Here is a 22,292-nt window from a genome sequence, read left to right as displayed (position 1 = left end):
GAAAACGGCCTGGAACAGGGTCCAGGCCGTTACCGGGTGTTACCTGGTTCGCCGGCAAGCCGGCGAACACTTACTTCAAGACAGCCAGCGCCGCCTCGTAGTTCGGCTCGTCGGCGATTTCGCCCACCAGCTCGCTGTGCAGCACCTTGTCGTTTTCGTCAAGCACCACCACGGCGCGGGCGGCCAGGCCGGCCAGCGGACCATCGGCGATGGCCACGCCGTAGTTTTCCAGGAACTCGCGGCCACGCAGGGTCGACAGGTTCTTCACGTTCTCCAGGCCTTCAGCACCGCAGAAGCGCGCCTGGGCGAACGGCAGGTCGGCGGAGATGCACAGCACCACGGTGTTGGCCACGTCATTGGCCTGGGCGTTGAACTTGCGCACCGAGGTGGCGCAGGTCGGGGTGTCGACGCTTGGGAAGATATTCAACACCTTGCGCTTGCCGGCAAAGTCGGCAAGCGACTTGTTCGACAGATCGCCAGCGACCAGGGAGAAGGCAGGTGCCGCGGCGCCTTGCTTCGGCAGTTCACCGCTGACCTGAACCGGGTTGCCTTTGAGAGTCACTTGAGCCATGGCGGAAATCCTTATGCGGGGGTTTGAAAAGGATCCAGAGTTAACCATGAAGCAGCGCAAGTGCCTATGGGCAAAGATGAAATTGTCCTACGTTCGGGCGATTCCTGTAGACAAACGCCCGGGCGACTGGCGTCGGCCCGGGCGCTTTTCCTACATGGCGAGCATTCAGGCCAGCAGGCCGTACACCACCGAGGTCAAGGCCACCAGGCCGACCACCACCACGAACACGTTGGACAGCGCACCACTGTACTTGCGCATCGACGGCACGCGGCGGATGGCGTACATCGGCATCAGGAACAGCAGTACCGCAATGATCGGACCGCCGAGGGATTCGATCATGCCCAGGATGCTCGGGTTGAGCGTGGCGACGATCCAGCACACCACCAGCATCAGCGCGGCGACGATGCGGTCCAGGGCCTTGGCGCCCGGGCGCATGCCGGTCTTGACGATCATGCCCTTGAGGCCTTCGCTGGCACCGATGTAGTGGCCCAGGAACGACTTGGCGATGGCGATGAAGGCGATCAGCGGCGCGGCGAAGGCGATGGCCGGCTGCTCGAAGTGGTTGGCCAGGTAGGACAGGATCGACAGGTTCTGCGCCTTGGCTTCAGCCAACTGGGCGCTGCTCAAGGTCAGCACGCAGCTGAACACGAAGAACAGCACCATCAGTACCATCAGCAGATGGGCACCGCGCAGGATCTGGCCGCTGCGCTCGTCGGCGTGCTCGGCGTAGCGGCGCTTCTGATCAACGGCAAAGGCCGAGATGATCGGCGAATGGTTGAACGAGAACACCATCACCGGAATGGCCAGCCACACGGTGTGCAGGAAGGCCGAGCCGGACGGCACCTGGGTGGCGGTGTCGAGGATACCGCCGGTCCAGTGCGGCACCAGGTACAGGGCCAGCAGCGCCAGGGCGACGATGAACGGATACACCAGCAGGCTCATGACCTTGACCGTGGCCTGTTCGCCGCAGCGCACGATGGCCAGCAGGCCGAGGATCAGCACGAACGACAGGATCGCCCGCGGCGGCGGCGCGATATGCAGCTGGTGCTCCATGAAGCTGCTGACGGTGTTGGTCAGCGCCACGCTGTAGATCAGCAGGATCGGGAAGATGGCGAAGAAGTACAGGACGGTGATCAGCGCGCCGGCGGTGATGCCGAAATGCTCCTCGACCACGTCGGTGATATCGCCGCCCTTGCTGCCCGAGAGTACGAAACGGGTCAGCCCGCGGTGGGCGAAGTAGGTCATGGGGAAGGCCAGCAAGGCCAGGACCAGTAGCGGCCAGAAACCGCCAAGGCCGGCGTTGATGGGCAGGAACAGGGTTCCGGCGCCGATGGCCGTGCCGAACAGGCCCAGCATCCAGGTGGTGTCTTGACGCGACCAACTGCCAAGGGTGGCGGGGGTCGATTCTACAAAGCGTTGTTCAACGCTTGGGGCCTGCTCATTCATTCCGGGTGACGCTCCACTCGCAAGACTGCAACAGGCTGAGAATGGCGAAATAGACGATTCGCCCAACTCAACCGGGGAAGAGGGGCGCGATTGTGCATGCAAAGGTTGCACTTGGGGAACCCCCGCCCGAGGGACGGTTGCACTTGTCTTTACAAGCAGGTTGTGCTGGATGGGGCTACGCAGCTCTTTCGCCGCGGTTTGTCGCCACCGCAAGCCGGCCCTCAGAGGGGCTCAAAGAGGCAATGCAGGCGATAAGGGTGGGAGCCGGCACCGGCGAAAGGGCCGCAAAGCGGCCCCAGGCAGGTTACCGCTGAACGGCGGCAAACGCCTCGGCCACCTGGCGCAGGTTGGCCGGGCGCAGGCCGGACATGCACACCCGGCCGCTGTCGATCAGGTAGACGCCGAATTCGTCACGCAGACGGCGCACCTGTTCGACGCTGAAGCCGGTATAGCTGAACATGCCGCGCTGGCGCAGGAAGAACTGGAAGTCCTGACCTGGCAGCAGCTCGCCGAGCAGGTCGACCAGGCCCTGGCGCATGTCGAGGATACGCTTGCGCATCACCTCCACTTCCGCAGCCCATTGCGCGTTGAGCGCGGCGTCACCCAGCACGCCGGCCACCAACTGGGCGCCGAAAGCGGGCGGGCTGGAGTAGTTGCGGCGCACGGTGGCCTTGAGCTGGCCAAGCACGCTGGAAGCGGTGGCGGCATCGTCGCAGACCACCGACAAGCCTCCTACCCGCTCGCCGTACAGCGAGAAGATCTTCGAGAACGAGTTGCTGACCAGGCAAGGTACGCCGGCACGGGCCATTTCGCGGATCGCATAGGCGTCTTCGACCAGCCCTTCGCCAAAGCCCTGGTAGGCGATATCGAGGAACGGGATCAACTGGCGCGCCTTGACCACTTCGACCACCTGTTGCCACTGCTGCTGGTCCAGGTCAACGCCGGTGGGGTTGTGGCAGCACGGATGCAGCAGGACCACGCTGTTCTGCGGCAAGGCCTGCAGGCTGGCCAGCATGCCGGCGAAGTCGACTCCACGGGTGTCCGGGTCGAAGTACGGGTAGGTGTGCACCTTGAAGCCTGCACCTTCGAAGATTGCCCGGTGGTTGTCCCAGGTCGGGTTGCTCACCCATACCTCGGAGCCTGGGAAGTAGCGCTTGAGGAAGTCGGCACCGACTTTCAGCGCGCCGGAGCCGCCGACGGTCTGCACGGTGGCCACGCGGCCAGCGGCGACGGCCGGGTGCTCGGCGCCGAACAGCAACGCCTGGATCGCCTGGCGGTAAGCGGCCAGGCCTTCCATCGGCAGGTACAACGAGGCTTCATGGGGCTGGCCGGCCAGGCGTTTCTCCACCTCGGCCACCGCCGCCAGCTGCGGCACCACGCCGGCTTCGTCGTAGTACAGGCCGATACTCAGGTTGACCTTGGCGGCGCGCGGGTCGGCCTTGAAGGTTTCCATCAGCGAGAGGATCGGGTCGCCGGCATAGGCATCGACATGTTTGAACACAGCGTGCAGCTCCTTGGAGATCAGGACAGTTCAGGAAAGGCTCAGGCGAGGATACCCGCAGAGCGCCACGAGGAACATCACCGATGTGCAAGGAGACCCTGCAGGTGTGCAAGACCGAACCCGCAGCACACGGTTTTTGCGACGCGGCATGGCCCCAGGATCGCACCCTGGTCGTTGCATTTGCCACCTGCCTGCCCCAAGCTCTGCCGTACTGCCACCCCGGACCGCGAGATGCCCAGACGTCGCCCTCCCCTGATCGCCCTGCTGCTGTTACTCGTGCTGCCCGCGTCGATCGGTTACCTGTGGCGTGACCGCCAACCCGCACCGCCCAGCCTGCCGCCCCACAGCTACGCCAAGGCCCTGCGCCAGGCACACGATGGCCTGCCGGGCGCCGCGCGCGTGCTGTACCAGCAGTTGCAGCGTGACGACCTGCCGCCCATCCGCCGCGCCGCGCTGCATGCCGAACTACCCAACTACCCCTCGCCACAGGCGTTGAAACTGGCCAGCCAGGACCTCGAGCACGCCGACCCATTGGTACGCCGCGCCGCCATCACCAGCATCCGCCGGCTGCTGCCGGCCGCCCAGCGCAGCCTGGTGCTGGGCCCATTGCTGGAAGATGACGAGCAAAGCGTGCGCTTCGCCGCGGTGGACGCCCTGCTAGGTCTCGACCCCGACGCCATCGGCCTGTACTTCGGCCCCTTGCAGGATACCCTGGAGCAGTACGAGCAGACCCTGGAACAACAGCCCGACGACGCCGCCGCCCAGCTGCACCTGGCCCGGCTATACATGCATGAACAAGCCTACGAGGCAGCCTCCAGGGCCCTGCGGCGCAGCCTGGCCGTCACCCCTGAAGGCCTGGACGCCCTGGCCACCCAGGTCCGCCTGCTGGAGCAACAGGGCCAGCACGACGCCTCCCGCGAGGTGCTCGCCAAGGCCCTGGCGCTACGCCCGGACTCCGCGTTCCTGCAATACGAACTGGGCCTGTGGCTGACCCGCCATGAGCAGCAGGAATACGCCCTGCTCGCCCTCTCGCGGGCTGTCGAGCTGGAGCCGGAAAACAACGATTATCGCTACACCTTGGCCATCACCCTGCACCAGTTGGAACAACTCGATGCCGCGCAAAAGCAGTTGGAGACCGTGCTCAACCGCCAGCCGGCCAATCGCCGGGTGCGGGTACTGCTGATCGAGTACTGGAAGGAAACCGGCCAACTGCAGAATGTCCAGGTACTGCTCGCCGAGCTGGAACGGCAGAACCCGGACGACCCTTTCCTGCAGCAGGGGCTGTGATCACCGGCCTCAGGCCTGCAGCATGTGCTGAATCTGCACCACCAGCTTCTGCAGCGAGAACGGCTTGAACATCAATGCCGTGCCCGGCTGGTCGAGCAGGGCCTGCTCCACCGGATCGGCGGTGAAGCCAGTGATGAACAGGATCTTCTGCTCGGGCTCGATCATGCGCAGCGCCTTGGCCACCTGGCGGCCGCTGAAGCCCCCCGGCAGACCGATATCGGTGATCACCAGATCAAACGGCCCTGCATGCCTGAACTGCCCCAGCGCGCTGTTGGCATCGGGCACATCACACACCTCGAAGCCGCAATCGACCAGCGCCTCCTTCATCAGGCCGCGCAGGTTTTCTTCATCATCGACCAGCAACAACCGTTCACCCCGGACCTGTCGCGGCAGTACATCCCGAGCAGGTCTCTCCGGCAACATCCCCTGGTAGCGCGGAAACATCATCACGACCCGGGCACCTTGGTCGATCGTCGACTCGATCCACATCTGACCGCCCGACTGCTGCACGAAGCCATGCACCATGGGCAGCCCCAGGCCCACCCCCTGCCCCAGGGACTTGGTGGTGAAGAACGGTTCAAATACCCTTGCCAGGTCCTCGCGACTCATGCCTTGGCCGTCGTCCTCGATCTGCAGCGTGACATAGTCCCCCGGCGGCAAGGCTGCCTCCCCCTCGCTGGGCATCGCCAGTCGTTCGTTGGCAGTGCGGATCGTCAGGTTGCCCTTGCCCAGGCAGGCATCGCGGGCGTTGCTGCACAGATGCAAAAGGGCGTTACGTAACGTATCCGGGTCGACCTGCAATGGCCAGGGCGCCACATCCAGCTGCATGTTCAGGCACATCTCGGCGCCCAGGGTCTGGCGCAGCATCGGCTCCGCGTCCTGCAGCAGGTGGTTGATGTTCAGTGGGTTGGGTGACAAGGGTTGGCTACGGGCAAAGGCCAGCAGGTTCTGGGTCAGGCCGATGGCTCGCTGGGCGCATTCGCGGGCCATCCGCACATAATCGTCCACGCGCTCCATCCGCCCTTGGGCGAGGCGTCGTTCGAGCAGTTCCAGGCTGCTGCCGACGCCGGACAATACGTTGTTCATTTCGTGCGCCAGCCCCCCCGCCACCTTTACAACGCCCTCCATGCGCTGGCTGTCACGCACCGCCGCCTCGGCCAGGCGCTGGACCGCATTGCGGTCCTCGGTGATGTCCCTCCCCACCAGTGTCGGCAATGCCTGGTTGGCGCTGCCAGTCCAGCGGAACCAGCAGTAATGGCCGTCGCTATGGCGAACCCGCCCCTCGAAGGGCGGCGCGGTGCGGCCCTGTACAAGCGCCATCAGCGCCAGCTGCGCTTCGGTACGGTCCGCGGGATGGAACAGCTCGGGCAGAGCCACTTGCAACTGCGTTGCCTCCCCCCAGCCCAGAAGCCGATGCCAGGCAGGGTTGGCTGTGCGTACGCTTAGATCGGCCTCAAGCATCAGCATCACATCAGGCGACAACTGCCAGGTATGATCTGGATCGGCCAGGTACTGCGTCAGGCGGGCTTCGAACGACTGCGCCAGCTCGCGCCATTCGTGGCTGGCCCCGACACTGCCAGTGGTCTCGATCAGCGCGTGGAGGAACCCGGCAACCACACCCTGATCGTCGCGGATGGGCGAAAAGCAGCCAGTGACCCACGCCGTCGCAGCGTTACCCTCTCTATGCACCGACAATGGGGCGTCCTCGATCAGACTACCCTGCCCCTGCAACACCTTGAAGACGGTTGCCCCCATGCTCTCCCAGGAATGCTCCCAGAGCGCGTCGAAGGCACGTCCCTGATGGTCGACAACGCCGCCCAGCAGGGCCTGGTAGGCGTCGTTGTGTATGACTGTCAGGGCGGGCCCCCAGACCAACGCACAGGGAAACGGTGACATCAATACCATGTCGACGGCGATGCGCAGGGTGGGCGGCCAGGAGGTCAACGCCCCCAACGGCGTCGCGCTCCAGTCAAAGCCGGCGATGGGCATGCCCTCCTCGACCAGAGAGGATGATGGCGGTGCCAGATGAATGACCTGGACCTCTGCGCCCCGGGCGGTCAGGTCAGTGGCCAATATCTTCGTTCCACAGTTCTGGGTTGGCTTCGATGAACTGGCGCATCAGCGCCTTGCAGGTTTCATCGTCATGCACCTCCAGACGCACGCCCCGGTCGCCGAGCAACTGTTCTTCGCCCATGAAAGTGAAGTTCTCGCCTATAATCACATGCTTGATGCCATACAGCAGGATTGCGCCACTGCACATGGCACAGGGCGACAAGGTGGTATAGAGGGTGGCCTGCTGGTAAACCCGGGCCGGCTGTCGGCCGGCATTTTCCAATGCATCCATTTCACCATGCAGGATGGCGCTGCCCTGCTGCACGCGGCGATTGTGGCCACGGCCGATGATCCTGCCCTCGTGCACCAGTACCGAGCCGATCGGAATGCCGCCTTCCTCGAGCCCCTTGCGGGCCTCGTCGATGGCGGCTTGCATAAATCTGGAAGTGTCCTGTTCCATGGCGTCTCCCGGTAGTGCGTCCACTTTTGCAGCAGCCTAGCACAGCGCCCGTGCCCATGGCGCATTGCGTGGCGGGGGCTATGCTCAAATGGCTTTTGATCTTGCTGGCCAAACGTTTTCCCATGGATTCGACGGGCATGCGCACATGAACAAGAAGCTCCTGGTCGTGCTGACCAATACCGCCAAGTATCCCGATATCAAGCGCGCCACAGGATTGTGGCTGGGCGAGGCCGTGCACTTTGTCGACGCAGTGCAAAAAGCGGGTTTTACCGTCGACTATGTCAGCCCGGCGGGCGGCTATGTACCGATCGACCCGCACAGCCTGCAGATGGCGCCTGACCTGGACTGGCAATGGTACAACGACAAAGCGTTCATGAACCGCCTTGGCGCCACCTTGAGCCCTGGCCAGGTCAAGGCCGACCAGTACAGCGCGATCTACTACACCGGTGGCCACGGGGTGATGTGGGACTTTCCCGACAATCAGCCATTGCAGGAGCTGGCACGGCGCATCCATGAGCACGGCGGCGCGGTCGCCGCGGTGTGCCATGGGGTGGTGGGCCTGCTCAATATCAAGCTCAGCGACAACAGCTTGCTGCTCAAGGGGCGCAAGGTTACCGGCTTTTCCAATACCGAGGAAAAACTGGCTGAGCTGGACAAGGTGGTGCCGTTCCTCACCGAGAACGAACTGGTCGCTCGCGGTGGCGAGTACAGCAAGGCAGACGACCCGTGGGCGGCTTATGTGGTGGAGGACGGCAGCTTGATCACCGGACAGAATCCGGCTTCCAGCACCGAGGTAGCCCAGGCGGTGATCGGCTACCTGAGCAGGCAGCAGTAAACGTTCGCCACAATGCAGCGCGGGGCAAGCCCGCTCCCGTCACCTTCCGGCGCGGGAGCGGGCTTGCCCCGCGAGTGTGTGCTCGACCGATTACTCGACGCTCAACACGCCACGACGCACCTGGTCACGCTCGATCGACTCGAACAGCGCCTTGAAGTTGCCTTCACCGAAGCCGTCATCCCCCTTGCGCTGGATGAACTCGAAGAACACCGGGCCCAGCAGGGTCTCCGAGAAGATCTGCAGCAGCAGGCGTTTGTCGCCGGCCTCGGAGGCACCGTCCAGCAAGATGCCGCGGGTCTGCAGCTGGTCGACCGGCTCGCCATGCCCTGGCAGGCGCTCCTCGAGCATCTCGTAGTAGGTCTGCGGCGGCGCGGTCATGAAGCGCATGCCGAAGCCCTTCAGCGCATCCCACGTCTTGAGCAGGTCGTCGGTGAGGAAGGCGACATGCTGGATGCCCTCGCCGTTGAACTGCATCAGGAACTCTTCGATCTGCCCCGCCCCTTTGGACGATTCCTCGTTGAGCGGGATGCGGATCATGCCGTCCGGCGCGGTCATGGCCTTGGAGGTCAGGCCGGTGTACTCGCCCTTGATGTCGAAGTAACGGATTTCGCGGAAGTTGAACAGTTTCTCGTAGAAGCCGGCCCAGTAGGCCATGCGCCCGCGATAGACGTTATGGGTAAGGTGGTCGATGATCTTCAGGCCCGCACCGACCGGGTTGCGATCCACGCCTTCGATGAACTTGAAGTCGATGTCGTAGATCGAACTGCCCTCTTCGTAGCGGTCGATCAGGTACAGGGGCGCGCCGCCAATACCCTTGATCGCCGGCAGGCGCAGTTCCATCGGGCCGGTCTCGATTTCCACCGGCTGGGCACCCAACTCCAGGGCTCGGGCGTAGGCTTCATGAGCGTTGCGAACGCGGAAGGCCATGCCGCATACCGATGGACCATGCTCGGCAGCGAAGTACGAGGCAATGCTATTGGGCTCATTGTTCAGGATCAGGTTGATGCCACCCTGGCGATACAGGTGCACATCCTTGGAGCGGTGGGTAGCCACCTTGGTGAAACCGAGAATCTGGAATACCGGCTCCAGCACGCCGGGGGTCGGCGAGGCGAGCTCGATGAATTCGAAGCCTTCCAGGCCCATCGGGTTTTCGAAGATATCTGCCATGTTCTTTTCCTCATCTGCAGCGAAAAACGGTTGATTACAGGCTTTCGATGTGGAGATGGCGTGGTGGTGAGCACGGGATCCCGCGCACGCTGCGGGCCAGGAAGTCACCAATGATCAGCTTGAACCCATGGTATGTCATATGGACCCATTCTCGGCGGGCTTGATTCCCCGGGAGGCGGAGAACCTTATTGTTGTATTCGTAAACCGATTCTACATTGCGTAAATTTGTTTGTCGCGCTTTAGTTCGCAGGTTGCTCCGACAAACGGCTATTCTCTGCATCACCTACCACCTCGCAGAAGGTTCACCTGCGCATGCCCTTGACCACCAAACGCCCTGCTCGCTGGAGCTGGCGCGCGCTGCTGCCCTGGCTGATCGGTGTCTTGCCGCTACTGTGCGGGCTGGTGGTGATGCGCTGGCAGATCGACCAGGAGCTGGATGCCGACAGTCGTGTCACGGCTCGCGAAGTGGTGGTCCATATAGAGGCGGTACTCGACAGCTTGTCCAGCACGACACACCACCTGCTGCCCAAGGCCGGCCAGCCCTGCGAACAGGCGCAATTGGCGTTGCGCATAGAAGTCACGCGCAATGCTTTCGTGCGCTCCACCAACCTGTTCGATCGTGACACCCTGTATTGCACCTCGTTGTTTGGTGATTTCGACGAACCGGTCGACGCCAGCAACTACACCGACGGTCAATTGTGGCTGATGGACGGCAACTCCGTCACACCAGGCCAACCGCTGCTGGCCTACCGCGCCAGCCAGGGCGACAAGGGGGCGATCGCCACGGTCGATGGCCGCCACCTGCTCACGGCCCTGCGCCTGATCGGTAAAGACGGCCAGTTGCAAGTGCAGGTCGGCAACCACTGGATGGGCGCCGACGGCCGGGTGCGGGCCGGCACGCCGCCAGTTGCAGCCAGCGCGCCGGTGACGTTCTCTTCCACACACTACCCGTTCAGCGTGCACGGCGGCTTTGGCCCCGACAAGCCCGGCGAGCTGATGCGTTCACGCTATCCTGCGCTGTTGAGTCTGCTGCTGGTGCTTGGGGCGGCGGCCGGTAGCGCCTGTCGCTGGCAGATCCGCCGCGCCAGTTCGCCCCGTGCCGAACTGTCCAGGGCATTGGAGGCCGGCGAGTTCCTGCCGTACTTCCAGCCGGTGGTGCGCAAGGACGACTACCGTTGGGCCGGGGTCGAGGTGCTGATGCGCTGGCAGCACCCCCGCGAAGGGCTGGTGCGCCCCGACCTGTTCATCCCCTACGCCGAGCACAGCGGCCAGATCGTCGCCATGACCCGCGGCTTGATGCTGCACACGGCCCAGGCCCTGGCACCGCATGCGGCGTTGCTCGAGGACGGTTTTCACATCGGCATCAACATCACCGCCGACCACTGTCGCGACCTGGGCCTGCTCGACGACTGCCAGACCTTCCTCCAGCACTTCCCGCCCGGGCGGGTGGTACTGACCCTGGAGTTGACCGAGCGCAAGCTGATCGAACCGACTCCGGTCACCCTTGACCTGTTCGAGAAATTGCACGCCATGGGCGTGATGATCGCCCTGGACGACTTCGGCACCGGCCAATCCAGCCTCAATTACCTGCGCCAGTTCAACGTCGACTACCTGAAGATCGACCAGAGCTTCGTCGCGATGATCGGCGGTGACGCCCTGTCGCAACACATTCTCGATACCATCATCGAGCTGTCGGCCAAGCTGGACCTGGGCATCGTCGCCGAGGGCGTGGAAACCGAGGTGCAGCGCGACTACCTGGCGCGCCATGGCGTGGACTTCCAGCAGGGTTACCTGTTCGCCCGCCCGATGCCCGCCAGCGAGCTGCTGCTGGCCCTGGCCGCCCGCCCGGGCAGCCCGCAGTTGCCGCAAGGCGGTACCCCTGAGATCATGCGCGGCTGATCCACCCGCTCACTTCCCGTTTTCCGAGGCATTCGTGTCAAAAGGCATTATTTCGTCGGTCATGGCGTCCTGTCTGTTCGCCGTGATGTATTTCTATACCTCCTTCCTCAAGCCCCTGGACGGCGAGGAGATCTTCGGCTGGCGGACCCTGCTGACCCTGCCCTGCCTGACGCTGTTCATGCTGGCATCCAGGGACTGGAAGCGAGTCGGCGAGCTGCTCGGGCGGGTGCGTCGCACGCCGCTGCTGTTGCTCGGCATGGTCGGCACCTCGTGGTTGATGGGCGTGCAGTTGTGGCTGTTCCTCTGGGCGCCGCTGCACGGGCGCAGCCTGGAGGTATCGATGGGCTACTTCCTGTTGCCGCTGGCCATGGTGCTGACCGGGCGCGTGGTCTATGGCGAGCGCCTGTCGCGCCTGCAGAAGGTCGCGGTGAGCTTTGCCGCGCTGGGGGTTGGCCACGAGCTGTACCAGCACGGCAGTTTTGCCTGGGAAACCCTGCTGGTGATGATTGGCTACCCGATCTACTTCGTCCTGCGGCGGCGTTGCCGCACCGACCACCTGGGCGGCCTGTGGTGCGACATGTGCTTGTTACTACCCTGGGCCTTGTACTTCGTCATCCAGGGCCCGCTGTCGGCAACCGATCTGGCCGAGCATCCAGGCCTGTACGGCCTGATCCCACTGCTCGGGGCGATCAGCGCCTGCGCCCTGATCGCCTACGTGCTGGCCAGCCGCCTGCTGCCGTTCAGCCTATTCGGCCTGCTCAGCTACGTCGAGCCGGTGTTGCTGGTAGGCGTGGCCCTGCTACTGGGCGAGACCATCGGCCCCGACCAGTGGCTGACCTACCTGCCGATCTGGGCCGCAGTGCTGGTACTGGTGCTCGAGGGCTTCAAGCACCTGCTGCGCCAGCGTCGGCGTTCGGTGTAAGGCGTACCTGGCGGACCCGGCGCTCCTCCACCGCCACCACGGTCATGGTCCAGCCATTCCAGGCCAGGTGATCACCCACCACCGGCAAGCGGTCCAGCAAGCTCATCACCAAGCCCGCCAGGGTCTGGTAGTCCTCGGTGGCACGGGCGGCAAAGCCGGTGCGCGCCTGGACCTGGGCCAGGTTCAAGGCACCGCTGACCACAAAACCGTCCGCCTCCTCGATCACACCTGGCCCCTCCACCTCGCTTGCGTCCGGAAGTTCGCCGGCAATCGACTCGAGAATATCGGTCATGGTCAACACACCGGTAAAGTCACCGAACTCGTTGACTACGAAGGCGATGTGCGTCGACTGCCCGCGCATCTGCTCCAAGGCGTTAAGGATGCTGAAGCTCTCCAGCAGGTTCAGCGGCGCACGGGCCAGGGCTTCCAGGTCGGGCTGGCTGCCGGACAGCAGTTCCTTGAGCAGCTCCTTCTTGTGCACGAAGCCCAGCGGTTCCTCGATGCGACCGTCACGGATCAGCGGCAGGCGCGAGTACGGCGAGTTGACCAGCGCCTGGGTGATGGTTTCGGCCGGCTGCGACAGGTCGATGGCATCGACCTTGGCCCGTGCCGTCATCACCGTGCGGATCGGCCGCTCGGCCAGGTTCAGCACACCACTGATCATTACCCGCTCACGGCGGTCGAACACCACCTGTTCTTCGCCCCCCTCGACCAGGTCGGCGATTTCCTCGCCCACCTCGTCAGCCTCCACCCGGCGCCCGCCCATCAGGCGCAGCACGGCATGTGCGGTACGCTCACGCAGCGGCCGGTGCTGCTGCACGCTGCGCTTGCGGCGGGCACGGGCCAACTGGTTGAACAACTCGATCAGCAACGAGAAGCCAATGGCCGCGTACAGGTAGCCTTTGGGGATATGGAAGCCCAGGCCTTCGGCAGTAAGGCTGAAGCCGATCATCATCAGGAAGCCCAGGCACAGCATGATCACTGTTGGGTGGGCGTTGACGAAACGGGTCAGCGGTTTACTGGCGACGATCATGATGCCGATGGAGAAGATCACCGCGATCATCATCACCGACAAATGTTCGACCATGCCCACGGCCGTGATCACCGCATCCAGTGAGAACACCGCATCCAGCACGACGATCTGCGCCACGATCGGCCAGAACGCGGCATGGCGGGTCCCGCCGCCGCTTTGGGCAACATGGCCCTCGAGGCGTTCGTGCAGTTCCATGGTGGCCTTGAACAACAGGAACACACCACCGAACAGCATGATCAGGTCACGGCCGGAGAAGGTCTTGCCGAACACCTCGATCAGCGGCGCGGTTAGGGTCACCATCCACGAGATGCTGGCCAGCAGGCCAAGACGCATGATCAGCGCCAACGACAGGCCGATCACCCGTGCGCGGTCGCGCTGGTGCGGCGGCAGCTTGTCGGCAAGGATGGCGATGAACACCAGGTTGTCGATACCCAGCACCAGCTCGAGGACGATAAGCGTCAACAGGCCCAGCCAGGCCGTGGGGTCGGCTAGCCATTCCATTAGCGGGTACTCACAGGGGATGCGTCACGAGGACGAGGGAGGGAAGGCCGGGACGGCCAGGGACTGGGGGGCTCCGCGAAGGTGCTCATAGGGACCTTGATAACAATTAGGGACGAGGATCCTACAATCGAAGCAGAATTTTCTGATAGCGCAAAACTATTACAAAAGCTGTACCACTCAACAACCACTGACGCCTCACGCAAGGTCACTACATGATTGAACGCTTGCGCGCGCAAATACCGAAGGCGACATCGCCGATGTAGATATCCCGCGACCGTCGCCGCTCGGCATCCAACCGCGCCTGCAATGTGTCGATGCCCACCTGCCGCGCCGTGGCCACACCATGGACGATGATCCGCGGCAGGCAAGCGCGGATGATCTCGCCCAGCGGATAGGCGTTGTCGGGCGTCTGCACCAGGCATTCGGCACGCAGGTCCTCGACCATCAGCCCCGCCTCGCTGAACACACGGTGCAGGTTGAAGCCGATCTGCAGGTCCGCTCCCTCATGGGCAAGCATGCGCCTCAACCATTGCTGGGCCTTGTGGTGCAACGGGAATGACGCCTGGCTGGCCGGGGCCAGGCTGCCATCGTGCTCCTGGAAGATCATCAGCCCGCCAGGTAGCAGGGGCCGGACCAACGCGCGCAACACCTTCACCGGGTCCGCCTGGTACATCAACACCCGTCGCCCGACAATGGCGTCAAACAACCCCAGTGTTGCGGGCAGCGCACATAGTTCGGCAGCCACGAACTCAGGTACCGCCGCCCCTTTGCGGCTTCCACGCTGGCGCGCGATCTCCAGGGCAGCCGCCGCCCGGTCGATACCCACCACCGCGCCGTCGTCGCCTACCAGGCCGGCCAGCAGCCAGCTCACGTCGCCACTGCCGCAACCGACATCGAGCACGCGCATGCCGGGGCCGATTCCCGCATCAACCAGCAAGCGCGTGGTGAAATCCGCTTTAGCAAGTGCCATGCCATGCTCCTTCCCAGAGGCGCCAGTGTGCAGAGCAAAGGGGCACGCGCACAAGACTGGCCTAGACTAGTATTTGCAAAGCACCATACTAGAGCCACCCGCCACCCTAGGCCCCGAGCACTACCATGGTCACCGACCCACTGCTGGACAGTTGGCACTACAACGCCCAGGCCTGGATCGAGGCCGTACGCTCCGGCGCCATCGAGTCCCGCCGCCAGGTCACCGACCAGGCGGTACTCCTGGCCGTGCTCGGTCGCCAGCCTGATCGGGTGCTGGATCTGGGCTGCGGTGAGGGTTGGCTGCTCCGTGCCCTGGCCGCAAGGGGCATCGATGCGGTCGGGGTAGATGGCGATGCGACCCTGGTCGCCGCCGCACGGGAAGCAGGGTCGGCGCAGGTCCACCTGGCCAGCTATGAACAGGTGATCGCAGGCGTGCCGGACATCGGCCACGATCATGACCTGATCTGCGCCAACTTCGCCCTGCTGCAGCAAGACATCATTCCCCTGCTTACGGCCATGCGAGATCTGCTGCGGCCCGCCGGCACGCTGCTGATCCAGACCCTGCACCCCTGGACGGCAGCCGCCGGCTACTACCAGGATGGCTGGCGCGAGGAGTCATTCGTCGGCTTCGCCGGCGACTGGCGCCCGATGCCATGGTACTTCCGCACCCTCGGCAGCTGGCTGAAGGCACTGGAGCTGGCGGGCTTCAACCTGGTCGAACTGCAGGAGCCGCAACATCCGCAGAGCCAGGTGCCGCAATCGCTGCTGCTGATCGCGCGCAAGGCAGCCTGACCCCTGCGGCCTCTCGTCGCAGCCTTTTCCCTCTTGGCAAATCCTGTACAGGCCTTAAAATCCCGCCTCCTTTTCGCCCGTCGCCCCAACCGGTGGCAAGCCCCCGCAAAGACCGCGTCCGTGCCTCACACATCGCGCATGTGCCACAGGCTCAACCGCCCCGCCCGGCCTTCACCCAACAGGCCTCGCGGTTGACTCTTGCCAAGCTCGCATCCCGCCCAGGCCGCACTGTACGTCGCTGTTCGGCACGTGCAGCCGAAAAGGCGCATCTGAGCTCTTTCCAACCTTGAGGTAACTATGTCTGTGCGTTTGCTGGCGATGGCGCTGGCACCCCTGCTCGGCCTGTTCATCATTGCCCTGGGCAATGGCGTGCTGTCTTCCCTGACCACCCTGCGCCTTGGCGCCGCCGGCGAGTCGGCGACCATGATCGGCGTGGTGTCCTCGGCCTACTTCATCGGCCTGACCCTGGGCGCGATCTTCAACGACCGGCTGATCCTGCGCATCGGTCACATCCGCGCCTACAGCAGCTTCGCTGCCTTGATCGGCGCAACCATCCTGCTCCAGGGCTTGTTCTACGACACCACCTGGTGGTTCGTGCTGCGGCTGATCAACGGCTGGGCGGCGGTCGGCGTGTTCCTGGTGATCGAGAGCTGGCTGCTGCTGGCCGGTGACGCGAAGATCCGAGGGCGCCTGCTGGCGCTGTACATGATCGCCTTCTATGGCGCCGGGGTGATCGCCCAGGCCGCCCTGGGCGAGGTTACCGGGTGGGGCGAGACCGCGCCGTTCATGGTCGCCGGCATGCTCGCCACACTGTCGGTGCTGCCGATCGTGATCCTGCCACGGGTATCGCCGCTGCTGGATCAGGTCGAGCCGCTCAAGCCCCGGCAGCTGCTGGGCGTGGCGCCGACCGGGCTGGTCGGCTGTTTCGGCTCGGGGGTCGCTATCGCCGGGATCTACGCCTTGCTACCGCTGTACCTGCAACGCATCGGCCTGGACGTTGGCGAGATCGGCGACATGATGGCCTGGGTGATCCTCGGCGCCATGCTGTTGCAATACCCAGTCGGGCGCTGGTCCGACCGCAAGGACCGCCAGGACGTGCTGATCGCCCTGGCCGCCCTGTGCACCGTGCTGTCGCTGCTGTTCGTGCTGCTGCCAGCCGACACCGTGCTGCTGCCAGCCTTGCTGTTCCTGCTCGGTGGCGGTGTGTTCGCGCTGTACCCGGTGGCCGTCAGCAGCGCCGCCGACCGCGCCCCGGCCGACGCGTTGGTGCCGATGATCCAGGGGCTGCTGCTGATCAACTCGCTGGGCTCGGCCATGGCCCCGCTGGCCATTTCGCCGATGATGACCGCCTACGGCGAAGTCGGCCTGTTCTGGGCCTTCGCCGTGATCAACCTGGCCATGGTCGGCTTCTTCTTATGGCGTCGCGGCAAGCGCCCGGCACCGGAGCACCCGGCGCCGTTCGCGCCCACAGCGACCTTCTCGCCAACCGGCGCGGAACTGCGGGTGACCGAAGACCTGATGCACGCGGCGCAGGAGCATCCGACGCTGGAGGCGATGGATGCCATGCCCGGCCAACAGGCGCCTCGTCCTGACGCCCACTGACGCCTGATGCCAAGGACCGCCCGTCGCTTGACGGGCACCTTGGAGCCATCGTGGCAGCCCAACCATGACAGTCATCCGACAGGAGATTCATCATGGTCAATCCACGTCCCCTCGCCTTGCTGCTGGCCCTGATGCTGGGCAGCACCGCCCCCCTCGCCCTCGCGGCCACCGACATGAACGGGAGCGGCACGCACAAAGAGCACACTTCCGAGCAAGGCAAGACCGCCGGTGAAGGCAGCAGCGTAAATACCCCGGGCAGTAGCAACGACAATGACAGCAGTGACACCGGGACTAATTCCGATGCTGCCGACGGCGCTGCCGGTGGCTCCAACAACACGGGGGAAGCCACCGGCAGCGGCGCCGGGGCCTCTGGTGGCAGCGCCGAGGATCAGGACAGCCGGTGACCCGCGAAACGCGCGGATTTCAGCGCCAGTACCGGGGCTCGTCCACCACTCGCTGGTGCTCGGCGAACAACAACGGCAGCTGCTCCTTGAGAAAGTCCAGCCAGGTACGCACCTTGGCGTCCAAGTAATGCCGTGACGGATAGATCGCATAGATCTCGCGCTGGCGCAGCCGATGCGGCGCCAGCAACCGGCACAGGCGCCCTTCCTGCATGGCCTGGCTCGCCGAGTAGTACGGCAGCAAGCCCACCCCCATGCCCAGCTCGGTGGCCTTGAGCATGGCGTCTGCGACGTTGGTGAGGAAGGTGTCCTGAGGCACGATCACGCAATTGTCGGGGTGGCCTTCGAACGACCAGTCCTCCTCGAACAGCGGGTCGACGGTGCGCAGGCAGACGTGCCCGTGCAAGTCCTCGGGGCGCTCGGGTACGCCGTGGCGGGCAAGGTAATCCGGGGAGGCGCACAGGATGCTGTGGATGCTGCCCAGCGGGATGGCAATCAGCTGCGAGTCCGGCAGCCCCTGGCCGATGGTGATCACCACGTCGTGCCCCTCGGCCAGCGGGTCGGGGTTGCGCTGCGACAGGGTCAGCTCCATTACCACTTCCGGGCAGGTCGCGTTGTAGCGCGCCACCAGCGGCATCATCAACAGCCCCAGGCCATGGGTGCAGTGAAAGCGCAGGCGGCCACGGGGCGTGAGGTGGGCGCCACGGGCCTCGTCCACGGCCTCTTCGGTGAGCAGCATGATCTGCCGGGTGCGCTCGAGAAAGCGCTCGCCCGCCTCGCTCATGCGCAGGCGCCGGGTGGTGCGGTGCAGCAGGCGGGTCTGCAACTGGTTCTCGAGCTCGGCGACGATCCGCGACACCTGCGCGGCGGAAATATCCAAGGCCTGGGCCGCCCCGGCGAAACTGCCGCACTCCACTACCCGGGCGAAGGTTCGCATCGCATGCAGCATGTCCATGGGCGGGCACCCTCATTCATACATGAAAGGCAGGAATCTATCACGGGATAGCCCATTTATTGTGAAACACAAATGAATGGATCATTAGCTATCCGCAAAAATATGAGGTACCTGTCATGAAACGTTCGATTGCCCTGCTCGCCCTCAGCGCCACCCTCGCCTCGTTCGGCGCCTTTGCCGACAACAGCCCCAGCACCTACGAATACGGCATGCCGCTGGACATCGCCAAGGTCATTTCGATTACTCCGGCCAGCAACGACGCCGATTGCCAGGTCGGTACCGCGCACATGGTCTACGTCGACCACCAGGGCCAGACCCGCGAAGTCGACTACCGCCAGATGGGCAACTGCTCGCAGCTGTAACCCCATGGCAAAAATACCAGCCATCTTGCTGAAAGTGCATTTGCCCGCCTGACGCGGCGCCGCATGATCTGCCGGGACAACAACAAGAACGTCCCGGACCATGAATACGCTCGATACCCCCGCCGCCGCGCCGGCACATGCTACGTACGCCCGCATCACCTGGCGGCTGATGCCGCTGCTGCTGGTGTGCTACCTGTTCGCCCACCTGGACCGCATCAACATCGGCTTCGCCAAGATGCAGATGAGCGCCGACCTGGGCTTTTCCGATACCGTCTACGGCCTGGGCGCCGGCCTGTTCTTCATCGCCTACGCGCTGTTTGGCGTGCCCAGCAACCTGGCCCTGGAGCGGGTCGGCCCGCGACGCTGGATCGCCACCCTGATGGTGACCTGGGGGCTGTTGTCCACCGCCATGATGTGGGTGCAGGACGCAGCCGGCTTCTATGCCTTGCGCTTTCTCCTGGGAGTGGCCGAGGCCGGTTTCTTCCCCGGCATCCTCGTAGTCCTCAATCGCTGGTATCCGGCCCGGCGCCGCGCCCACGTCACGGCATTGTTCGCCATCGCCGTGCCCTTGGCCGGAGTGATCGGCGGGCCGTTGTCCGGTGGCATCCTGCAGGCGTTTCACGATCAGGGCGGCATGAGGGGCTGGCAGTGGATGTTCCTGATCGAGGGGCTGCCGGTGGTGCTGCTCGGGCTGGTGGTGCTCAAGGCCCTGCCGGACAACTTCGAGCAGGTGGCTTGGCTCACCGCCGATCAGAAGCGTGCAATGCGCGAGGAAATGGCCCGCGAGGAGCGGCACAAGCCGATCGACTCGATGCGCGGGCTGCTGGGCGACGCCCATGTCTGGTTGCTGGTGGCGATCTATTTCGCGGTGATGCTGGCGGTCAACACCCTGGCCTTCTGGATGCCCAGCCTGATCCACGGCGCCGGCATCGGCAGTGATGGCCAGGTCGGCCTGCTCAGCGCCATCCCTTATCTGGCCGGTTGTCTGTTCATGCTCGGCTGCGGACGCTCGTCCGACCGTCACCGCGAACGCCGCTGGCACCTGTGCGGGCCGTTGCTGATGGCCGCCGCCGGCATCGCCCTGGCCGGATGGGCGCCGGACGACGCCTTGCTGGTGATGAGTGGGCTGGTGGTCGCGGGTATGGGCGCCAGCGCGGCGCTGCCGATGTTCTGGCAACTGCCGCCGGCCTTCCTGGCGGGCGGCGCCCAGGCCGCCGGTATCGCCATGATCAGCTCGTTCGGCAGTATCGCCTCGTTCGCCGCGCCTTACCTGATCGGCTGGATGCGCGACAGCACCGCCAGCCCTGGCCTGGCCTTGCAGGTACTGGCCGTGGCCATCGTGCTAGGTGCCGCGCTGGTGATGAAAGTGCCAGCCGGCGTGGTCAACCCAAAGTGAGGTGCTTCACGCCAGCAACTGGGTAATCCACTGCGCCTGACGGGTAATGTCGCGCACCTTGTCCTCGGGCACCGGCTGGCGCGCCCGGGCGAAGTTGGCCAGGGTCTGGTGTTTCTGGCGCAGCATGCGTTGCCACTTGAACAGGAACGCCGGGCTGCGCGCCTGCATCAGCAGCGGGCCGAAGTACAGCTGCTCGGCGCTATAGCTGACCGACTCGGCACGTTCGGCGACGATGATTTCGTAGTCGAAACGGTTTTCCCGCAGTACTTCCTCGCAGACGATCCGATAGCCGTTGTCCATCAACCACTGGCGCAGCGCCTGTTCACCGCCGTTGGGTTGCAGGACCAACCGCTCATGTCCGCCCAGGTGCTGCTTGCCGGCCTCGAGGATGTCGCGAATGGTCTCGCCACCCATGCCGCAGATACTGACTGCGGTGATGCCATCATGTGGCTCGATGGCTGCCAGGCCACTGGCATGGCGCACGGTGATGCGGTCTTCCAGGCCGTTGTCGCGCACGGTGCGCTGCGCGGCCTGGTACGGCGTCAGCGCCACTTCACCGGCCACGGCCGCGACAATCGCGCCCCGACGCGCCAGCGCCACCGGCAGGTAGCCATGGTCCGAGCCGATATCGGCCAGTCGCGCACCCGCCGGCACATGGGCTGCCACGCGCTCCAGGCGCATGGACAATGTGTGTTCGTTCAACGCAAGCCTCTTTTCACGACCAGGGCCCGACGCCTGTGGCCGGGTGGGGCGCGATTCTGCCGGTCCCGGCCAGGTATTTCAAATGCCCTCGACCGACCGCTCTGCCTCGACCTGCCCTGCACGCTCGCGTAGGCTTGGCGGTTTCCTTCCGTTGCAAGGCGAAAACCCATGGCACACAGCGACATCATCTACACCCCCGACCCGGACGCCGACTCGATCTCCTCGGACGTTGCCGAATACAACGGCATCCTGGTCAGCACCCAGATTCCCGTGCAGGCCGACGGCAGCCTCGAGCTGGGCGATATCACCACCCAGTGCGAGTGCACCCTGCAGGCTTTGAAAGTTGCCCTGGAGCGTGCCGGCAGCTCGATGGACCGGGTGTTGCACCTGACCATCTACCTGACCGACATGGCCGATCGGGCGGCGTTCAACGAGGTGTACCAGCGGTTCTTCAAAAAGCCGTGGCCGGTGCGTGCGGCGGTGGGCGTGGCTTCGCTGGCGTTCGAGGGGATGCGTGTGGAAGTGACGGCGATGGCGGCCAAGGGCTGAGATCTGCTCATGGGCCGCCTATGGCGCGGCCCCATGACGATTGTTGCCTCTTCAACCGTTACCATCTCCCGAGCGCAGCGTAAGAGCAGTTTCCTCGACAACGTTAACTGCCACTTGAGTCATGGCTGGCGATTGTGCTAGAGCCCTATGCTCTTGGTACATATCGTTGATATCAACCTGCAACGCCTTTGCCTTGGCGCCAAAATTGACCTCTTGGCTAGATGAGAGCATGTCAGAAATCTTGGAAATCGAAGCGGCACCGACGACCGCGCCAAGCAGGCCCAACTCCGTAGCCCAATGACCACCGCCCTCCTCCGTGGCGCCTAGATATAGGCCTGCCCCCCATCCAACAACAGCTGAAGTTGTACTAGTCAGCGCTCCAACAACATGGGTAGCCCTCTGCATGAATGTCACAGGTTGACCCGCCAGCCCTTTAAGCTGGTTGTCTATCAGTATTTTCCGATTTTCCGAGTAGACGGACATGTCCCATAACTGTTTGAAATGATGGGGTGCCTCGTTCGCACCAGCCGTGCCTACTGCAGAGGCCGCCGTGGCCAGGAGTGATCTGACAAAAGTCCTCTCAGTACCCCGGGAATCATGGAAGTTGATCGGATCACCCTGACAGTACGCAAAAGCATTGATCCCCCCCGCCCCAAACGGACTCAACCGATCAGGCGAGTTGAACCGCATCAGCAATGGATTGAAGGTCCGATACCCGTTGCCCAGGTGATAATGGCCCGTCAACGAATCGCGGGGCTGGCCGCAATAGGCCAACAGAGCCCCGCGCTTATCGGAAACGGCCCCATACGGCGCATAAGCCCTGGGCAGGCTGGAGCTCCCCAGCACTGATCGCTGCTGGTCGATCACGGCCAAACGGCTGGAAGTCATCT

At 64.2% G+C, this 22,292-nt stretch carries 21 protein-coding genes; 10 read left to right on the top strand and 11 right to left on the bottom strand.

The window, feature by feature from the left end; translation table 11 throughout:
• Positions 1 to 70 precede the first annotated feature (70 nt).
• From tpx to KHO27_RS08595, 3 genes are all read right to left on the bottom strand, one after another.
• Complete coding sequence (gene tpx, locus KHO27_RS08605) at positions 71 to 571, bottom strand: thiol peroxidase (protein ID WP_028692156.1); 501 nt, start codon at positions 569 to 571, stop codon at positions 71 to 73.
• 165 nt (positions 572 to 736) lie between these two features.
• On the bottom strand, positions 737 to 2,017 hold the full coding sequence (locus tag KHO27_RS08600; protein WP_110699253.1) for a serine/threonine transporter: 1,281 nt from the start codon (positions 2,015 to 2,017) through the stop codon (positions 737 to 739).
• Positions 2,018 to 2,321: 304 nt separating this feature from the next.
• Positions 2,322 to 3,518, bottom strand: a complete 1,197-nt coding sequence (locus tag KHO27_RS08595; protein ID WP_110699255.1) for an amino acid aminotransferase — start codon at positions 3,516 to 3,518, stop codon at positions 2,322 to 2,324.
• A 231-nt stretch (positions 3,519 to 3,749) separates the two neighbouring features.
• On the opposite strand from KHO27_RS08595, the gene KHO27_RS08590 reads away from it, so the two are divergent.
• Positions 3,750 to 4,805: a tetratricopeptide repeat protein gene (locus KHO27_RS08590; protein WP_214501612.1), complete on the top strand. Its 1,056-nt coding sequence runs from the start codon at positions 3,750 to 3,752 to the stop codon at positions 4,803 to 4,805.
• 9 nt (positions 4,806 to 4,814) lie between these two features.
• Here KHO27_RS08590 and KHO27_RS08585 read toward each other — a convergent pair whose 3' ends face one another.
• Both KHO27_RS08585 and KHO27_RS08580 read right to left on the bottom strand, forming a co-directional pair.
• Positions 4,815 to 6,794, bottom strand: coding sequence for an ATP-binding protein (locus KHO27_RS08585; protein WP_110699259.1), 1,980 nt, complete (start codon positions 6,792 to 6,794; stop codon positions 4,815 to 4,817).
• Between the two features lie 73 nt (positions 6,795 to 6,867).
• Positions 6,868 to 7,317, bottom strand: a complete 450-nt coding sequence (locus KHO27_RS08580; RefSeq protein ID WP_110699261.1) for a nucleoside deaminase — start codon at positions 7,315 to 7,317, stop codon at positions 6,868 to 6,870.
• 145 nt (positions 7,318 to 7,462) lie between these two features.
• On the opposite strand from KHO27_RS08580, the gene KHO27_RS08575 reads away from it, so the two are divergent.
• On the top strand, positions 7,463 to 8,152 hold the full coding sequence (locus KHO27_RS08575; protein WP_110699263.1) for a type 1 glutamine amidotransferase domain-containing protein: 690 nt from the start codon (positions 7,463 to 7,465) through the stop codon (positions 8,150 to 8,152).
• Positions 8,153 to 8,242: 90 nt separating this feature from the next.
• Here KHO27_RS08575 and hppD read toward each other — a convergent pair whose 3' ends face one another.
• Entirely contained in the window at positions 8,243 to 9,319 is a 1,077-nt protein-coding gene (gene hppD, locus KHO27_RS08570) for a 4-hydroxyphenylpyruvate dioxygenase (protein WP_214501611.1), read from the bottom strand.
• Positions 9,320 to 9,631: 312 nt separating this feature from the next.
• Here hppD and KHO27_RS08565 point away from each other — a divergent pair, with 312 nt between their 5' ends.
• On the top strand, positions 9,632 to 11,218 hold the full coding sequence (locus tag KHO27_RS08565; protein WP_110699267.1) for an EAL domain-containing protein: 1,587 nt from the start codon (positions 9,632 to 9,634) through the stop codon (positions 11,216 to 11,218).
• A gap of 34 nt (positions 11,219 to 11,252) precedes the next feature.
• Entirely contained in the window at positions 11,253 to 12,140 is an 888-nt protein-coding gene (gene rarD / locus KHO27_RS08560; RefSeq protein WP_110699269.1) for an EamA family transporter RarD, read from the top strand.
• On the opposite strand, the gene KHO27_RS08555 is transcribed toward rarD, so the two are convergent.
• Together KHO27_RS08555 and KHO27_RS08550 are read right to left on the bottom strand one after the other, a co-directional pair.
• Positions 12,103 to 13,674, bottom strand: coding sequence for a TerC family protein (locus KHO27_RS08555; RefSeq protein WP_110699271.1), 1,572 nt, complete (start codon positions 13,672 to 13,674; stop codon positions 12,103 to 12,105). The genes rarD and KHO27_RS08555 overlap by 38 nt on opposite strands.
• Positions 13,675 to 13,882: 208 nt before the next feature.
• Positions 13,883 to 14,644, bottom strand: coding sequence for a methyltransferase domain-containing protein (locus tag KHO27_RS08550; RefSeq protein WP_110699273.1), 762 nt, complete (start codon positions 14,642 to 14,644; stop codon positions 13,883 to 13,885).
• Positions 14,645 to 14,769: 125 nt separating this feature from the next.
• Between KHO27_RS08550 and KHO27_RS08545 the strand changes: the two genes are divergently transcribed.
• From KHO27_RS08545 to KHO27_RS08535, 3 genes are all read left to right on the top strand, one after another.
• A complete protein-coding gene (locus tag KHO27_RS08545) occupies positions 14,770 to 15,435 on the top strand; it encodes a class I SAM-dependent methyltransferase (protein WP_110699275.1) in 666 nt (221 codons plus the stop codon).
• A 297-nt stretch (positions 15,436 to 15,732) separates the two neighbouring features.
• Positions 15,733 to 17,037 carry an MFS transporter gene (locus tag KHO27_RS08540; RefSeq protein WP_110699277.1) on the top strand — a complete coding sequence of 435 codons (1,305 nt, stop codon included), beginning with the start codon at positions 15,733 to 15,735 and terminating at the stop codon, positions 17,035 to 17,037.
• Between the two features lie 92 nt (positions 17,038 to 17,129).
• A complete protein-coding gene (locus KHO27_RS08535; RefSeq protein WP_214501610.1) occupies positions 17,130 to 17,441 on the top strand; it encodes a hypothetical protein in 312 nt (103 codons plus the stop codon).
• 19 nt (positions 17,442 to 17,460) lie between these two features.
• On the opposite strand, the gene KHO27_RS08530 is transcribed toward KHO27_RS08535, so the two are convergent.
• Entirely contained in the window at positions 17,461 to 18,393 is a 933-nt protein-coding gene (locus KHO27_RS08530) for a LysR family transcriptional regulator (RefSeq protein ID WP_046855759.1), read from the bottom strand.
• A 116-nt stretch (positions 18,394 to 18,509) separates the two neighbouring features.
• On the opposite strand from KHO27_RS08530, the gene KHO27_RS08525 reads away from it, so the two are divergent.
• Together KHO27_RS08525 and KHO27_RS08520 are read left to right on the top strand one after the other, a co-directional pair.
• Complete coding sequence (locus tag KHO27_RS08525) at positions 18,510 to 18,755, top strand: DUF2790 domain-containing protein (protein WP_046855760.1); 246 nt, start codon at positions 18,510 to 18,512, stop codon at positions 18,753 to 18,755.
• A 100-nt stretch (positions 18,756 to 18,855) separates the two neighbouring features.
• The gene (locus KHO27_RS08520; RefSeq protein ID WP_214501609.1) at positions 18,856 to 20,151 is read left to right on the top strand and encodes an MFS transporter; all 1,296 of its coding nucleotides are present in this window, start codon (positions 18,856 to 18,858) and stop codon (positions 20,149 to 20,151) included.
• Positions 20,152 to 20,157: 6 nt separating this feature from the next.
• Here KHO27_RS08520 and KHO27_RS08515 read toward each other — a convergent pair whose 3' ends face one another.
• On the bottom strand, positions 20,158 to 20,853 hold the full coding sequence (locus KHO27_RS08515; protein WP_284731302.1) for a tRNA (adenine(22)-N(1))-methyltransferase: 696 nt from the start codon (positions 20,851 to 20,853) through the stop codon (positions 20,158 to 20,160).
• Between the two features lie 168 nt (positions 20,854 to 21,021).
• Here KHO27_RS08515 and KHO27_RS08510 point away from each other — a divergent pair, with 168 nt between their 5' ends.
• Positions 21,022 to 21,402, top strand: coding sequence for a RidA family protein (locus tag KHO27_RS08510; protein WP_046855763.1), 381 nt, complete (start codon positions 21,022 to 21,024; stop codon positions 21,400 to 21,402).
• Between the two features lie 51 nt (positions 21,403 to 21,453).
• On the opposite strand, the gene KHO27_RS08505 is transcribed toward KHO27_RS08510, so the two are convergent.
• A complete protein-coding gene (locus tag KHO27_RS08505; RefSeq protein ID WP_214501608.1) occupies positions 21,454 to 22,290 on the bottom strand; it encodes an RHS repeat-associated core domain-containing protein in 837 nt (278 codons plus the stop codon).
• Positions 22,291 to 22,292: the final 2 nt, after the last annotated feature.

It is taken from the genome of Pseudomonas sp. RC3H12 (assembly GCF_018596375.1).
In the GTDB taxonomy this organism is placed as follows: Bacteria; Pseudomonadota; Gammaproteobacteria; order Pseudomonadales; family Pseudomonadaceae; genus Aquipseudomonas.
The sequence above is the reverse complement of the archived record's forward strand: the minus strand, read 5'-3'. Positions and strand labels throughout refer to the sequence as shown.

Excerpts from the sequence above, each read along its gene's own strand:
- KHO27_RS08575 (WP_110699263.1), top strand. The coding sequence starts at position 7,463 with ATGAACAAGAAGCTCCTGGTCGTGCTGACCAATACCGCCAAGTATCCC.
- KHO27_RS08565 (WP_110699267.1), top strand. The coding sequence starts at position 9,632 with ATGCCCTTGACCACCAAACGCCCTGCTCGCTGGAGCTGGCGCGCGCTG.
- KHO27_RS08550 (WP_110699273.1), bottom strand. The coding sequence starts at position 14,644 with ATGGCACTTGCTAAAGCGGATTTCACCACGCGCTTGCTGGTTGATGCG.
- tpx (WP_028692156.1), bottom strand. The coding sequence starts at position 571 with ATGGCTCAAGTGACTCTCAAAGGCAACCCGGTTCAGGTCAGCGGTGAA.
- KHO27_RS08580 (WP_110699261.1), bottom strand. The coding sequence starts at position 7,317 with ATGGAACAGGACACTTCCAGATTTATGCAAGCCGCCATCGACGAGGCC.
- KHO27_RS08520 (WP_214501609.1), top strand. The coding sequence starts at position 18,856 with ATGAATACGCTCGATACCCCCGCCGCCGCGCCGGCACATGCTACGTAC.
- KHO27_RS08525 (WP_046855760.1), top strand. The coding sequence starts at position 18,510 with ATGAAACGTTCGATTGCCCTGCTCGCCCTCAGCGCCACCCTCGCCTCG.
- KHO27_RS08590 (WP_214501612.1), top strand. The coding sequence starts at position 3,750 with ATGCCCAGACGTCGCCCTCCCCTGATCGCCCTGCTGCTGTTACTCGTG.
- KHO27_RS08530 (WP_046855759.1), bottom strand. The coding sequence starts at position 18,393 with ATGGACATGCTGCATGCGATGCGAACCTTCGCCCGGGTAGTGGAGTGC.
- hppD (WP_214501611.1), bottom strand. The coding sequence starts at position 9,319 with ATGGCAGATATCTTCGAAAACCCGATGGGCCTGGAAGGCTTCGAATTC.
- KHO27_RS08540 (WP_110699277.1), top strand. The coding sequence starts at position 15,733 with ATGTCTGTGCGTTTGCTGGCGATGGCGCTGGCACCCCTGCTCGGCCTG.
- KHO27_RS08510 (WP_046855763.1), top strand. The coding sequence starts at position 21,022 with ATGGCACACAGCGACATCATCTACACCCCCGACCCGGACGCCGACTCG.
- KHO27_RS08545 (WP_110699275.1), top strand. The coding sequence starts at position 14,770 with ATGGTCACCGACCCACTGCTGGACAGTTGGCACTACAACGCCCAGGCC.
- KHO27_RS08585 (WP_110699259.1), bottom strand. The coding sequence starts at position 6,794 with ATGCCCATCGCCGGCTTTGACTGGAGCGCGACGCCGTTGGGGGCGTTG.
- KHO27_RS08600 (WP_110699253.1), bottom strand. The coding sequence starts at position 2,017 with ATGAATGAGCAGGCCCCAAGCGTTGAACAACGCTTTGTAGAATCGACC.
- KHO27_RS08535 (WP_214501610.1), top strand. The coding sequence starts at position 17,130 with ATGGTCAATCCACGTCCCCTCGCCTTGCTGCTGGCCCTGATGCTGGGC.
- KHO27_RS08555 (WP_110699271.1), bottom strand. The coding sequence starts at position 13,674 with ATGGAATGGCTAGCCGACCCCACGGCCTGGCTGGGCCTGTTGACGCTT.
- KHO27_RS08505 (WP_214501608.1), bottom strand. The coding sequence starts at position 22,290 with ATGACTTCCAGCCGTTTGGCCGTGATCGACCAGCAGCGATCAGTGCTG.